Origin of the sequence: Nevskia sp., from assembly GCF_021732705.1 — a bacterium.
Classification (GTDB): Bacteria; Pseudomonadota; Gammaproteobacteria; order Nevskiales; family Nevskiaceae; genus Nevskia.
The window spans coordinates 1-13,749 of sequence record NZ_JAKFUM010000005.1; the positions used below are offsets into that span (position 1 = coordinate 1).

Annotated in this window: 12 protein-coding genes; 5 read left to right on the forward strand and 7 right to left on the reverse strand. The window is 64.1% G+C overall.

Going from position 1 to position 13,749, the window contains the following annotated elements; translation table 11 throughout:
- Positions 1-181: 181 nt before the first annotated feature.
- The 5 genes from QZ951_RS04980 (at position 182) to ruvA (ending at position 4,576) form a co-directional block, all read left to right on the forward strand.
- Positions 182-913: a TetR/AcrR family transcriptional regulator gene (locus QZ951_RS04980; protein ID WP_292999194.1), complete on the forward strand. Its 732-nt coding sequence runs from the start codon at positions 182-184 to the stop codon at positions 911-913.
- Between the two features lie 155 nt (positions 914-1,068).
- Complete coding sequence (lpdA, locus tag QZ951_RS04985) at positions 1,069-2,517, forward strand: dihydrolipoyl dehydrogenase (protein WP_292999196.1); 1,449 nt, start codon at positions 1,069-1,071, stop codon at positions 2,515-2,517.
- Positions 2,518-2,627: 110 nt separating this feature from the next.
- Complete coding sequence (locus QZ951_RS04990) at positions 2,628-3,350, forward strand: YebC/PmpR family DNA-binding transcriptional regulator (RefSeq protein ID WP_292999198.1); 723 nt, start codon at positions 2,628-2,630, stop codon at positions 3,348-3,350.
- Positions 3,351-3,376: 26 nt separating this feature from the next.
- Entirely contained in the window at positions 3,377-3,925 is a 549-nt protein-coding gene (gene ruvC / locus QZ951_RS04995) for a crossover junction endodeoxyribonuclease RuvC (RefSeq protein ID WP_366943810.1), read from the forward strand.
- Between the two features lie 51 nt (positions 3,926-3,976).
- Positions 3,977-4,576, forward strand: coding sequence for a Holliday junction branch migration protein RuvA (ruvA, locus tag QZ951_RS05000; RefSeq protein ID WP_292999202.1), 600 nt, complete (start codon positions 3,977-3,979; stop codon positions 4,574-4,576).
- A gap of 40 nt (positions 4,577-4,616) precedes the next feature.
- Here ruvA and QZ951_RS05005 read toward each other — a convergent pair whose 3' ends face one another.
- The 7 genes from QZ951_RS05005 to QZ951_RS05035 all read right to left on the reverse strand — a co-directional run bounded on the left by QZ951_RS05005 (position 4,617) and on the right by QZ951_RS05035 (position 13,671).
- Positions 4,617-5,081 (reverse strand): hypothetical protein, encoded by a 465-nt coding sequence (locus QZ951_RS05005; RefSeq protein ID WP_292999204.1) that lies wholly within the window; start codon positions 5,079-5,081, stop codon positions 4,617-4,619.
- Positions 5,082-5,136: 55 nt separating this feature from the next.
- Complete coding sequence (locus tag QZ951_RS05010; RefSeq protein ID WP_292999206.1) at positions 5,137-7,824, reverse strand: winged helix-turn-helix domain-containing protein; 2,688 nt, start codon at positions 7,822-7,824, stop codon at positions 5,137-5,139.
- A 401-nt stretch (positions 7,825-8,225) separates the two neighbouring features.
- Positions 8,226-10,235 carry a DUF3488 and transglutaminase-like domain-containing protein gene (locus tag QZ951_RS05015; protein WP_292999208.1) on the reverse strand — a complete coding sequence of 670 codons (2,010 nt, stop codon included), beginning with the start codon at positions 10,233-10,235 and terminating at the stop codon, positions 8,226-8,228.
- Positions 10,232-11,191, reverse strand: coding sequence for a DUF58 domain-containing protein (locus tag QZ951_RS05020; protein ID WP_292999210.1), 960 nt, complete (start codon positions 11,189-11,191; stop codon positions 10,232-10,234). The genes QZ951_RS05015 and QZ951_RS05020 overlap by 4 nt, the downstream gene beginning before the upstream one ends.
- A 34-nt stretch (positions 11,192-11,225) precedes the next feature.
- A complete protein-coding gene (locus QZ951_RS05025) occupies positions 11,226-12,134 on the reverse strand; it encodes an AAA family ATPase (RefSeq protein WP_292999212.1) in 909 nt (302 codons plus the stop codon).
- Positions 12,131-13,015: an archaetidylserine decarboxylase gene (gene asd / locus QZ951_RS05030; RefSeq protein ID WP_292999214.1), complete on the reverse strand. Its 885-nt coding sequence runs from the start codon at positions 13,013-13,015 to the stop codon at positions 12,131-12,133. The genes QZ951_RS05025 and asd overlap by 4 nt, the downstream gene beginning before the upstream one ends.
- A gap of 26 nt (positions 13,016-13,041) precedes the next feature.
- Positions 13,042-13,671 (reverse strand): SCO family protein, encoded by a 630-nt coding sequence (locus QZ951_RS05035; RefSeq protein WP_292999216.1) that lies wholly within the window; start codon positions 13,669-13,671, stop codon positions 13,042-13,044.
- Positions 13,672-13,749 lie beyond the last annotated feature (78 nt).

Below are 13,749 nucleotides of genomic sequence, written 5' to 3' on the forward strand. Positions count from 1 at the left end.
ATCTTCACCGCCCGGCGGCGCCGCTCGTTGAGCGCCTCCACCGGCAGCGTTCGAGAGTCGATTTTGTCCATGCAAACTCCGACTCTACGCGGCACCATCAGTTCAATATTTCAATGCCGGCTCAATAGTCAACTTTACTCGCGTCACACGCGAGCATCGCTGCTACGGAAATCGAGAAAGCATGTCCTCCAATTCGTTGTTGCACGCAGGCTTCGCAGCCCGCACGTCCACTCCATTGAAGACGCCGCCGAAGCGTCGCGGCTACGCCGGACGAAGTGCCGAGCAGTTGGCGGAAGAACGGCGTCAGCGGCTGCTGGACGCTGCGCTGGACCTGTTCGCCGATCGCGGCTTCTCGCGCACGCCGATCGAACTGCTGTGCTCCACTGCCCGCGTCACCACGCGACACTTCTACGAGCATTTCGATTCTCGTGAAGCGGTGCTCGTTGCGCTGTACGACCGCATCAACATCACCACGCGGGCCTCGGTGGCGGCGTCGCTGCAGATGCCGGGGCTGGACCCGCAGGAGCGCATGTTCGCGGCGATCCGCGCGTTCGTCAGTGCCTGCACCGAAGACAAGCGTCGTACCCGCATCCTGTGCGTCGAGGTGATCGGCGTCAGTCCGGAGATGTTCGAGCGTCGCCGCGCGGCGGTGCACGAGTTCGCGAATGTCTTGAACACGTTCTCCCAGCAGCTGGTCAAGAGCGGCCAGCTGCCGGACCGGGACTACCTGCAAAGCTGCATCGCGATGATCGGCGCGATACGCGAAGTGATGAGCAAATGGCTGATGTCCGATCCGCAGGTGCCGGTGGAAACCGTTCACGCGCATCTGGTCCGTATGTTCCAGTGCCTGATCGTCGGCGCCCGCACGCTGGGTCCAGGCTCGGGGGCGGACGCGGCCAAGACGGCGGGCTGAGGCCAGACGCGCCGGGATGCCGGATGGTCCGGCGCTCGCGTCGCCCGCCACTTCAGGCGTTGCCAGCACGGGCCATGCGTTAAAGTAGCGAACTGACCAGCGGGCCGCCGCTTTCATTGCGCGGCCCGTTCTTCGCTACCAGAACGGACCCGAGCATGAGCGATACCAGCGACAAATCCTTCGACGTCATTGTCATTGGCGGTGGCCCCGGCGGCTACCCGGCCGCCATCCGCGCCGCGCAGCTCGGCATGAAGACCCTGTGCATCGACGGCTGGCTGAACCGTGACAACACGCCCAGCTTCGGCGGCACCTGCCTGAATGCCGGCTGCATCCCGTCCAAGGCGCTGCTCGAATCGTCCGAGCTGTTCCACAAGGCCGGCCACGAGTTCGACGTTCACGGCATCGGCGTGTCGACGCCGACGATGGACATCGCGAAGATGCAGGCCCGCAAGCAGGCGGTGTCGAAGGCCAACTCCGGCGGCGTCAAGCTGCTGTTCGCGGCCAACAAGGTCACGGGCCTGTTCGGCTACGGCAAGCTGCTCGGCAACAGCCAGGTCCAGTACACCGCGCACGACGGCAAGACCGAGGTCTACTCGGCCAAGCACATCATCATCGCCACCGGCTCGGCGCCGGTCGAGCTGAAGAAGATCGCGCCGTTCGACGGCGACCGCATCGTCGATTCCTGGGGCGCGCTCGATTTCACGGCGGTTCCGGGACGGCTCGGCATCATCGGCGCCGGCGTCATCGGCGTGGAACTGGGCAGCGTCTGGTCGCGCCTCGGCGCCAAGACCGTCGTGCTCGAAGCGCTGCCGGGTTTCCTGCCGATGGTCGACGCCGCGATTTCCAAGGAAGCGCTGCGCCAGTTCACCAAGCAGGGTCTCGATATCCGCCTCGGCGCCAAGGTCACCGCCGTGGAGAAGACCGAGTCCGATGTGGTCGTGACCTACGACCAGGGCGGCGAGCTGAAGACGGAAAAGTTCGACAAGCTGATCGTGGCTGTCGGCCGCCGCCCGCACACGACCGATCTGGGTGCCGAAGCGGCCGGGGTCGCGCTCGACGAGCGCGGCTTCGTCAAGGTCGACAAGCATTACCGCACGTCGGCACCCGGCATCTATGCCGTCGGCGACGTCATTGGCGGCGCGATGCTGGCGCACAAGGCGATCGAGGAAGGCGTGGTGCTGGTCGAGCAGCTGCACGGCGAAAAGAGCGAGATCAACTACAACGCCATTCCGTCGGTGATCTACACCAATCCGGAAATCGCCTGGGTCGGACTCTCGGAAGAGCAGGCCAAGGCGGCCGGCCATGAGGTCAAGGTCGGTTCGAGCCCGTTCGCGGCGAACGGCCGGGCCCGCGCGATCGAATCGATTGCCGGCCAGGTCAAGTTCATTTCCGATGCCAAGACCGATCGCGTGCTCGGTGTCCACATGATCGGCCCGTACGTGTCCGAGCTGTGCGCCGAAGCGGTGCTGGCGCTGGAGTTCGGCGCCACGACGCAGGACATCCAGCTGACCATGCACGGCCATCCGACGCTGTCCGAAACCTTCCATGAGGCCGCGCTGGCCGTGGACGGCCACGCGATCCACTCGGCGAACAAGAAGAAGTAGTCGATTCCGAGTCCGTCTCGTTCGAAGCGGACTCGGACAGCGACGCCGGCAAGGGAGGCCTTTTCCCTTGCCGCATTCCAATTCCAGCATCGGCATCACGGAAGCACACCATGGGACGTGGACCCTCGATCGAAGGCCGCAAGAACGCGGCCGACGCCCAGAAAGCGAAGAAATTCACCAAGTTCATCCGCGAGATCACGATCGCCGCGCGCGTTGGCGGCGGCGATCCCATCGCCAACCCGCGCCTGCGTCTCGCGATCGACAAGGCCCTGACCGCGAACATGACCAAGGACACGATCGAGCGTGCCCTGAAGCGCGGCACCGGCGAAGGCGCCACCGAGCAGGTCGTGGAAATCCGCTACGAAGGCTACGGCCCGGGCGGCGTCGCCGTGATGGTCGACTGCATGACCGACAACCCGACGCGCACCGTGGCCGACGTGCGGGCCGCGTTCAGCCGCAATGGCGGCAATCTCGGCACGTCCGGCTCGGTTGCCTTCCAGTTCACCAAGACCGGCGAGATCATCTTCGACATCCGCGAGACCCCCGCGCTCGAGGAAAAGATCATGGAAGTCGCGCTCGAAGCCGGTGCCGATGACGTGCTTAGCGAAGACGGCTTCATCGACGTGCTGACCTCGCCGGACAGTTACCTTGGCGTCAAGGCCGCCTTCGAGAAAGCCGGGCTGGCGCCGATCGATTCGGATGTCGTGATGCGCCCGGCGACCCGCGCTGCGCTGGATGGCGAGGCCGCCGCGCAGATGAACAAGCTGATCGCGCGTCTCGAAGAACTCGATGACGTGCAGGACGTGCACCACAACGCCGACCTTCCGGCCTGATCGCCCGGGTGAGCACCAGCGCGACGATCCGCATCCTCGGCATCGACCCCGGCTCGCGCATCACCGGCTGGGGCGTGATCGAGCATAGCGGCAATCGCTCGCGCTGCATCGATCATGGCCGCATCCACCTGGATGACGGCGAACTGCCGAAGCGACTGTTGCGGATCTTCACCGAAGTCGGGCAGGTGATCCGCGACTATCAGCCGCAGGAAACCGCCATCGAGGAAGTGTTCGTCAATCGCAATGTCTCGAGCGCGCTGGTGCTCGGGCAGGCCCGTGGCGCGGCGATCTGCGCGCTGGCCTCGGCCGGACTGCCGGTCGCCGAGTACGCGCCGGCGCAGATCAAGTCGGCGGTCGTCGGCAGCGGCAGAGCCGAGAAGCAGCAGGTGCAGCACATGATCAAGGTGCTGCTGAATCTCACCGAAACGCCGCCGACCGATGCATCCGACGCGCTGGCCGTCGCCGTCTGCCACGCCCACGTCCGCGGCACCGTGATCAAGACCGGCGAAGCGCTGCGCGGGTCATGGAGTCGGGCCGTCACTGCAAGATCCATCAATCGAAATCTCAAGGGCTGATCGATGCGCACTCCGCGCGATCAGCCTGCTTCCCGAACCTGAGGAACCGCCATGATCGGACGTCTCAGCGGCACCCTGATCGCCAAGCAGCCACCGCTGCTGCTGCTCGATGTCGGCGGCGTCGGCTACGAAATCGAAGCACCGATGTCGACATTCTTCAAGCTGCCCGCCGTCGGCACCGCCGTGGTCCTGCAGACGCATCTCGTGGTTCGCGAAGACGCGCATCTGCTGTTCGGGTTCGCTACCCAGATCGAAAAGAACCTGTTCCGCGAGATCATCAAGATCAGCGGCATCGGCCCCAAGCTCGCGCTCGCCATCCTGTCCGGCATCGGCGTCGAAGACTTCTGGGCGGCCGTTCGAGCGGCCGAGACCGGGCGGCTGGTCAAGCTGCCCGGCATCGGCAAGAAAACCGCCGAACGCATCGTCATCGAACTGCGCGACAAGGCCGGCGCCGGCGGCCCGGGCGACCTCGGCATGCTGACCTCATCCGGCGTCACCATCCCCGCCAGCCCGCTCTCCGAAGCCCGCGCGGCACTGGAATCGCTCGGCTACAAGCCACCCGAAGCCCAGAAACTGACCGATGCCATCCACAAAGAAGGCATGAGCACCGATCAGATCATTCGGGAGGCTTTGAAGCGGGCGGTGCGGTAAGAAAGATCTGAATGGTTTGATTTTACTTCTGTCTTCGCTCTTAGCAGCCGCCCCCGACACATGTACTTTCAGGATAGACTCGGCCGCCGTTGATCGCTCTGATTCCGGCTCGAATCGAAAAGACCAAAGGATTAATAGGAATCTCGTTTGAAGAAAATTCAGAGATTGCTGAATTAAGAGCATTAGTAATTTCTATTTTCAACAAGCGGTCGCTGAAAAGTTTTTTAAGAATCTCTACGAGCTCACTGTCAGAGTGTCTTTGCGTTGTACTAAAATTATTCGGAACCGTAATCGGTAAACTGTTACACCGAGAAAAAATGCACTTCGACGTTACGATTTCGTCATCGTAAAATAAAAAATACTCGAATCTTTGCCGTTCTTCATAATTCAAGATTAACCCTAAACTCTCTTGATAAAATTCGAGCGCTCTCTGGGTTTCGGTTAACAAGCCGCGATCCTGAACGAATTTTTCAAAAATCGCCACAATTGCTTCTCTTTCCGACATTTGTTTTCCCCTGCTTAAAGACTATAAAAAGTTAGTGTAGATGCCGTCGTTCTATTTAATTGATCTTCCGAGCCAGATCCTGTTCAATTCCCAGTTTTCTGACTAGGACTTGTAGGCGCAAAACGAAAGGGTGATCAGTAGGTAAATCTGAAAATCTTAGTGCTTCGGGAGTCAAAATTATGTCACGCGCGTCACCGATTCTCTCCATAGACAAAAAAAGCTCAGCGAGTTGCAGCTTTGCCGAGCGGGTATAAGGATGATGAGCGCCAACCGCAGCAGTAAAGTCCGTCAAAGCTTCGTGCAGAACTAATTCTGCCTCGCTCCACTTGCCATTTCTCGCGTAAAGCATCGCAAGTACTTGCCGCATACCACCACTTTGCCGGATTCCACCTGCAGTCACCCTGTCCGCGTCCAAAATTACTGATTTGATTAATTCTTCTGCTTCAATCGTGTTCCCTTTGATTGCTTGCAATTCAGCTTCGCCCCACCGAACCATCAGCATTGGACCGTCATCGTCTTTGATCCACTTTTGAAGCACTCTTCTCGCGATACGCAGTTGATTTTCAGCTTCTTCGATTTTGTTTGCTTTGACCAGAGATATCCCGAGCTGCATGTGGATCTTGCCGACATTCAACTGATCATTTCCGACGCGGTTTGCCGCACTCGCGAGTGCACTTCGTAACTCAGATTCACCAATATCGTAATAAGAAAGATCGGTGTCAACAAAGCCCTTGAGCGAAAGAATAGACTCAATGAGTGACTTTTGAGGCAGAACGCCCTCGTCTATTATTTTGAGGAGTCGGTTTAGCTTTTCTGTGCTGTTGACCCATCTTCCTGCGAAGTAGTCAGCGCGCGCGCGTTCAAGCTGCAGTCTTAAGACTGTATCATTGCGGGGCCCAAAATTGGCAACTGCTCGTTGTTCAAGTAAATCGATCTGTTTTGTAAAATCGGAAAGTTGTCCGATGACGTATTTGCTGGTTACAAGCTTAGAGGCAACATCGAGCGCTTCCTCGGATACTTCGCCGTCGATTTCGAGGAATAACTTTAGTGCTCTATCAAATTCACGAGTTGCTTCAGCATTGAAGTCTAGAACCGCATAGGTTTGTCCAAGGGAACGCCTAAGAGTGGCTTCTAGACGCGGATCGGTCTGAAATCGCTTTGACATCTGTTTGGATGCCGCGTCTAGTAATTCTTTTACCGAAAGGTTCCGGATGGAAATTTTGTTTGGATCGATTTCCTCAAAAATTCCTTTTGCGAGATAGTCCCGGACCGCATTTGACTGCGTAGCAGATGCTTCCGCCTGCTGCTGAGCCGTCCGCGCCTTGAAATATAAAGCTGTGCTGATGGTTACACCCCCCAGTAGCGCCGCAACCGCAATCCGCAAACCAAAGCGTCGCGCCCGTAGTCGTTCGACCGCCCGTTCTGCAGCATCGATGCGAACCCGCTCGGCCAAGCGTTCTTCATCGATTCGCATGGCATCGGCAACGGCCTGCGCCCGAGCCTCGCGACGTTCCGGCAGGCTGCGCAGGCGCCGCGCGAGTTCGGAGGCATCGGCCATGCGCTTTGCGGGATCGCCTTCGGATACTGCGGCGATGTCCTCTCGGATCAGCGGATCGTCGATGTTGCGTTCCCAGCCGGGTGCGAACACTAGGCGCAGATCTCCAGCCACCAATTGATACAGCATGATACCGAGGGCGTAGAGGTCCGCCTTCAGCGTCGGTGGATGGCCGGCCAGCACTTCGGGGGCGTAGTACAACGGGGTGCCGCTGGTGCTGTCGCCGGCCATGGCGCTGGCGGTGACGCCGACGCGCGAGATGCCGAGTTCGATCAGGCGCTGGTCGTCCAGCACGCGGCCAGAGCCGAAGTCGCCGAGCTTGATCGTCGGGCAGTCGCCATCGGCTCCGGGCACGATCAGCACGTTGCCGGGCTTCAGGTCCTTGTGCAGCACGCCGAGCTGATGCACTGCGCTCAGCGCGTCGGCAATGCGGGCGATCAGTTCGATGCGCAGTTCCTGACTCAGGGTCTGCGGGCCGCCGATGCTGGCCAGCCATTCCTGCAGGCTGCCGCCCTCGCAATACTCGGCTTCGAGAAACCACGGTGGTTCGTCGAAGTTCCAGTCGATCAGTTCGACGTAGTCGCGGTTGTCGCCAAGGCTCTGTTTCAGCAGGCGAAAGATGGTCATCTCGCGCTTCAGCGCGACCAGCGCGCGCGCGTCGTTGGTGAACTTGAAGACGCGGCGCGACGGGAGCTTGCGATGCTGGGCCAGCCAGCTGTCGCCCGCCGAGCCGAGTCGCTTGACCAGCTGCCAGCCGCTGCGTCCCGGCACCAGATCGCCCGGCTTCAGGTTGAGGGTTGGCGCCAGCGGCGCGCCGGGCTCGCTGGCCATCAGCACGACCGGCGCATCGAACCGGTAGCCGAAACCGTGGACGGTCTTGATCCACTCTGTACCGAAAGGATCCAGCGCGTCGCGCAGTTTCTTGACGCTGTTGCTGAGCACGGCATCGGAGACGATGGTGCCGGTCCACAGCGTTTCCATCAGCTCGGTCTTGGTGATCAGTTCGCCGGGCTTGCGCGCGAACTGCATTAGCAGATTCAGCGGCTTCGGTTCGACAGGAACGAGCACGCCCTTGTGGCGCAGCTCGCGCCGCGTCTCGTCCAGCTCGAAGTCGCCGATCTGCCAGCGCGCGGTATGCAGGGACGGGCCTGCGTCGGCGCTGAAGACCGGATCATTCTTTTTCCGCATGCAGGCTCCGGCAGCCTTTGGCTGCTCGTGATGCTGTTATCGAGTCCCCCGAGCGTGCGGCCGCTCCAGATAACCGTGGTGACCGGCTCCGCGCGACCCATCTGCGGAGACCGGCGGCAACGGCGCCAGCACGACTGTCGACACAAGTTCATTGCGACAAATCACATGGATCGCCACGCTGTGACTTGAGTCTCATGAAGCCTCGCAGCTATGCCGAGCGAGTGCGAGATCGATTCCGGGATGAACTGAGAACTGGCGCACAAAGGCGTGCGCATCTGGACTCGATTGCTTTCCTGATCAAGCGCCGACGGTGTGGGCACTCGTTCGCGGGTGACCGGCCGAACAAACAGCCTTCCTTCCTTGCGGCATCAGCGCAACGCCGACGAGCAGGACGCGAACGCTCAGGGCTTCACGCGGGCGATCGCGGCAGACAGCGCCTGCCGAGCCGTGCGATCCGCAGACGGGTCGGCCGCGTCGTTCGGTGGCTGCAGGTAGCGGGCCGCGAGATAGCGCGCCGCTGCTTCGCGGATGGTCGTTGCAAGGTCCGGACGGATGCGGGCCACGCGCGCTGCAAAATCAATTGGACCTTCGCCCGGCGCCTGCCGAAGCCCGGCTCGTGCGAGCCGCGCTTGCAGTCGACGCCACAGCTTCAGGGCCTCGTCTTCGCGGTTGACCGGCGCGGCCCGGCGCAGCAGCAGCAGGCCGAGCACGCCCAGCGCTGCGCTCAGCAGCACGGTCAGCGCGATGATCATGCGGCGCCAGTCGACCAGTCCGAGCTTGCTCAACACGGCCTGCTGCAGTTCCGGGCCGTAGCCGAGCACCCAGTAGTTCCACTGGGCGTTGAGCCAATCCCAGCGGGCCCTGAGGTCGAAACGCAAGCCGCTGCGCAACGCGGGATTCAGGAAGGCCGGCAGGTCGTCGCTGGCCAGCGCTTCGCCGATGCCGCGCTCGATCCGCTCCGGTGCGACGGCTGCCGTCGGGTCGATGCGCAGCCAGCCGCGACCTTCGATCCACACCTCGGTCCAGGCGTGGGCATCGCTCTGGCGAACGATCCAGTAATCGCCGACGGTGCTTTTCTCGCCGCCCTGATAGCCGGTGACGATGCGCGCCGGGATGCCGGCTGCGCGCATCAGCACCGCGAAGCTGGAGGCGTAGTGCTCGCAGAAGCCGCGCCGGGTGTCGAACAGGAACTCGTCGACGCTGTCGCGGCCGAGCGCCGGCGGCTGCAGGGTGTAATAGAACGTCTGCTCGCGATAACGGCGCAGCGCCTCGCGCACGATCGCGTCGTCACCGAGCCCCTGTGCACGCCAGCTGCGGGCAAGTGCCGCGGTCCGCGGATTGCTGGTGCGCGGCAGGCGCGTCAGCCACTCGCGCTGGCGTGCCGACATCGCGGGCTGCAGACGGTATTGCACCTGCGATTGCAGTCGATAGAGGCGGCGCTCGCGAACCTCGCCCTGACTCAGCACCAGCTGGTAGTCGCCGTTCAGTTCGGCGTCCTGAGGCAGGCCGAAGCGTGATGGCAGATCCAGCGCGAACAGCCAGCGCGCGCGATTCGGTTCGAGCACGACTTCGTAGCGGATCACCGGCCCGGACAGCTCGGCGGAAGGCACGCCGTCCTCCGACGGGCGGAAGCCCGGGTCCCACTTGCGGCCGTCGAACCGCGAGAACACCGGGCCGCGCCAGTAGCGGGCGTTCGGGGCCGGCACCGTGTCGTCGAAGCGGACGCGGAATGCGGTTTCGCCGGACTGGATCAGGCTCGAGATCTCGCCCGGCGCCATCGAATCCGACAGCCCCGAGCGCGCCGCGCCGGAATCGGCCGGCAGGCCCCAGATCGGCCCCGGAATGCGCGGAAACAGCACGAAGATCAGCAGCATCAGCGGCAGCGCACGCAGCACCATGCCGCCGGCGAGATTCAGCACCGGGCGCAGCGCCAGCCCGCCGCCCGGATGGTTGGCGTCGATCAGCACGCCCGTGATCAGGGTCGCACAGACCAGCAGGTAGGCGGCCGTCCAGATTTCCTGCGAGAACAGGAAATGGGTGATCAGCAGGAAATACATCAGGAACACCATGACCATGGTGTCGCGCCGGGCGCGCAGCTCGGTGAGCTTGAGCGCGGCCATCACGGTGATCAGCGCCACACCGGCGGTCTGGCCGCTCACCCGCCCGAAGCTGGCGTAGATGCCGGCGAACGCGCTGAAGGTCAGCACCACACGCACAGCACCTGACAGCATGCGCCAGCCGTTCAGCGCCGCCGCCGCGCGCCAGCCGATCAGCACCACGACCAGCGCCGCCGCCCAGATCGGCAGCCTCGGCAGATGCGGCGTCAGCACGATGGTCAGCACCGCGAGCAGGCGCAGCATCGCGACACGCGGCAGCAGATCGACGACCGGGCGGGGTGACTTGCGGATCATCGATGCAGCGCCAGCGCCTGCAGGCAGCGATGACGATGACTGTCACCGCTCGCCGGCTCGATGATCTGCCCCGGCAGCCTGAGACCATACGACTGCGCGTCGGCATCGGCATCGACGATCCAGCGCGCCAGCTGCGACAGGCGCTGCTCGACATCCCAGCCGGCCGGCAGACTGGCCCAGTCGAACCAGCGCTGGTCATCCACCGCTTCGGCGAACTGCTTGACCATCAGGTGCGGATGCTTGGCGAGGCTTTTCCAGTGGATCGCGCGCAAGGCGTCACCCGGCTGGTAGCTGCGCAGCCCGGCGAATTCCTCCGGCCCCGGACGCTCGCCGCTGGCATCGCCGTCGCCGCCCTGCGTGGCTGGCGGCGTCGCGCCGAGCGCGGCCGGCTTCGGGTACACGAGCGCCTGCAGATCGAGCTCGACCCAGGTCCAGGCGTGGAACAGGCCGACCGGAAACTCGGTCGATACCGCGAAGCGCGGCGCGGGCAGCCAGCCGCGGCGACGGCTCGGCAGGCTCAGCCGCAGCACGGCACGATCGCGCGGGGCGATGTCGACGTGCGTCGCCGGTGTCGCGTCCTGCCACGCGGCGGTCAGCGCATAGCGGGCGGCGGCGGAAGGATTGTCGAGCGTCAGCGCGAAGCTCGCGGGATCGCCGGCGAAGACCGGCTCGACGCGACTCGCGGCGACCTGCAGGTTCACCAGGTTGCCGTGCGTGTAGTGCATCGCCAGCAGGCCGATGCCGGCCAGCAGGAAAGTCAGCGCGAACGCCATGCTGTTCGAATAGTTCATCGCGCCGAGCAGCATCGTGAACAGCAGCAGGCCGAAGCCGTAGCCGTAGCGCGTCGGCACGATGTAGACGCGGCGCCGGTGGATCGACCACGGGCCGGGCACGCGTGGCGTGCGCGCGGCGATCCATTGCTGGATGCGTCGGCGTGCCGCGGCCCAGGGCGTCATCGCGGCCCCGAGCCCGGCGGCGCGCTGACGGCGATCACGGAATCGCCACCGCCGCCAGAATGTCGTCGGCGATCGCCCGGGCGTCGCTGCGTTCGGCCACGGTCAGGCGGTGCGCGGCCACCGCGACGAACACCGCCTGCACGTCTTCCGGAATCACGCCCGTGCGTCCTTCGAGCAGCGCCCAGGCCTGCGCGGCGTGCTTCAGCGCAAGGCCGGCGCGCGGCGACAGGCCGTGCCGCAGCGCGCGGTGCTCGCGCGTGGCGCGGATCAGCGCCATCAGGTATTCGACCAGCGCCGGACTGGTCCGCACGCTGCGCACCTGCCGCTGGAACTCGCGCAGTTGCACCGTGCCGATCACCGGCGGCAGGTCGGCCAGCAGATCGCGGCGTTCCGGCTCGATCAGCAGCGCGCGTTCGGCGTCCCGCGAGGGATAGCCGAGCGACAGCTTCATCAGGAAGCGGTCGAGCTGGGATTCCGGCAGCGGGTAGGTGCCGATCTGCTCGCCCGGGTTCTGGGTGGCGACGACGAAGAACGGATCGGGCAGGGCGCGCGTCGCGCCGTCGCTGGTGACCTGCCGCTCTTCCATCGCTTCCAGCAGCGCGCTCTGGGTCTTGGGGCTGGCGCGGTTGATCTCGTCGGCCAGCACCACTTCGGAGAAAACCGGGCCGGGATGAAAGCGAAAGGTCGCGGTCGGCGCGTCGAAGATCGACACGCCCAGAATGTCGGCCGGCAGCAGGTCGCTGGTGAACTGCACGCGGTGGAAGTCCAGACCGAAGACGCGGGCCAGCGCCAGCGCCAAGGTCGTCTTGCCGACGCCGGGGACGTCTTCGATCAACAGATGACCGCGCGCCAGCAGGCAGGCCAGCGCGAGCCGGAGCTGGCGTTCCTTGCCGAGAACGATGCCGGACAGCGCCTGAAGGACAGCCTGTAGCGATGGATTCATGCCGGCACGCTTTGCAACACCCGCGCCAGTGGCTGGCCGAGCGTCACCGGCTGTCCGGCGTCGAGGCTCGCCAGCCAGTCCAGTGCGCCGCGCGGGGCCAGCAGCACGACGGTCGAGCCCATGTGGAAGCGGCCCATCTCGTCGCCGCGAGCCAGCGCGATGGCGTGTTCCGGCGTGTGGTGGAACGGCTGGCTGCCGCGATCATGCGGCGGCGTCAGCCGGCCGCCCCAGACGGTCTCGACGCCACCGACGAACAGCGCACCGACCATCACCACGGCCATCGGCCCGAACGCGGTATCGAAGATCGCGACCATCCGCTCGTTGCGCGAGAACAGCCGCGGCATCGACCGCGCGGTCGCCGGATTGACGCTGAACAGGCGGCCCGGCACGTAGGTCCAGCGACGCAGGCGGCCACCGAACGGCACGTGCACGCGGTGGTAGTTGTGCGGAGCGAGGTAAATGGTGGCGAACGTGCCGCCATCGAAGGCTTGTGCCAGGTCCGGGTCGGCCAGCAGTTCGGCCGCCGTGTAGTCATGTCCCTTCGCCTGGAAGATCCGGCCATCGCGGATCGGGCCGAGCTGGCTGATGCGACCATCGACCGGGCAGGCGAAGGTGTCCGGATCCTTCGGTTGCGGCCGGGCGCCGTGCTTCAGTGCGCGGGTGAAGAAATCATTGAAGTTCCGGTATTCCTCGATCGTCTCGCGCTCGGCTTCCGCTAGATCGATCGGGTAGCCGCGCAGGAACGTGCGGATGAACGTGTTCTTGAACGTCGTGTTGTCGACTTCGGCGATGCGGTACATCAGCGCGGACAGGGCGCGCGTCGGCAGACAGCGCTGGACGGCGGCGAACAGGGTGTCGCCGAGGCTGGCGTCGGTGGTCATGGAGCGTGGGTCGGTCGGGAGGGAATTCAGCGGCGGCTGGCGAGCAGGGTATTGAGATCGGCCGCCATCGTGTCCGGCTTGAACGGCGGCGTCAGGTAGCCGGCAATGCGGCCCTGCGGATCGATCAGGATCAGCGCCGTCGAATGGTCGATCGTGTAGCTGTCCGGCGTGGCGCCATCGACCTTGGCGTAGACGAAGCCTAGGTTGCGGCCAAGCGCTTCGAGCTGGGCATCGGTACCGGTGACGCCGACGAAGGCCGGATTGAAGAAGCGCACGTACTGGCCGATTTTCTCCGGCGTATCGCGGCCCGGATCGACCGACACGAACATTACGCGCACCTGATCGGCGGTGGCGCCGAGCTTCGCCGTCATCGCCTTCAGCTCGGCCAGGGTGGTCGGGCAGACGTCCGGGCAGAACGTGAAGCCGGCGAAGACCACCGTCCAGTGGCCGGCCAGATCGGCATTGGTGAACGGCGCGCCGGTGTCGCGGGTCAGGCTGAACGGCTCGACCGGCCGCGGCGACTTCAGGATCGTGCCGGACGTGATCTCGACCGCTTCCGGCTTCAGCAGCACGGTGCCGGCGAAAATGCCCGTCAGCACGGCGATCGCCACCAGCAACACCCACAGGCCCAGCCCCTTCCGTTCCGCCTTCGCCACCCGTCGCACTCCTGTCTGATCTGCTGCAAACCGGCCTTCATCGTCGCCGAACGCGCCGGCAATCGGCTCGCCAGCCTT

Coding starts and splice junctions, on each gene's coding strand:
- lpdA (WP_292999196.1), top strand. CDS start 1,069: ATGAGCGATACCAGCGACAAATCCTTCGACGTCATTGTCATTGGCGGT.
- QZ951_RS04990 (WP_292999198.1), top strand. CDS start 2,628: ATGGGACGTGGACCCTCGATCGAAGGCCGCAAGAACGCGGCCGACGCC.
- QZ951_RS04980 (WP_292999194.1), top strand. CDS start 182: ATGTCCTCCAATTCGTTGTTGCACGCAGGCTTCGCAGCCCGCACGTCC.
- QZ951_RS05025 (WP_292999212.1), bottom strand. CDS start 12,134: ATGAATCCATCGCTACAGGCTGTCCTTCAGGCGCTGTCCGGCATCGTT.
- QZ951_RS05015 (WP_292999208.1), bottom strand. CDS start 10,235: ATGATCCGCAAGTCACCCCGCCCGGTCGTCGATCTGCTGCCGCGTGTC.
- QZ951_RS05005 (WP_292999204.1), bottom strand. CDS start 5,081: ATGTCGGAAAGAGAAGCAATTGTGGCGATTTTTGAAAAATTCGTTCAG.
- ruvA (WP_292999202.1), top strand. CDS start 3,977: ATGATCGGACGTCTCAGCGGCACCCTGATCGCCAAGCAGCCACCGCTG.
- QZ951_RS05020 (WP_292999210.1), bottom strand. CDS start 11,191: ATGACGCCCTGGGCCGCGGCACGCCGACGCATCCAGCAATGGATCGCC.
- asd (WP_292999214.1), bottom strand. CDS start 13,015: ATGACCACCGACGCCAGCCTCGGCGACACCCTGTTCGCCGCCGTCCAG.
- QZ951_RS05010 (WP_292999206.1), bottom strand. CDS start 7,824: ATGCGGAAAAAGAATGATCCGGTCTTCAGCGCCGACGCAGGCCCGTCC.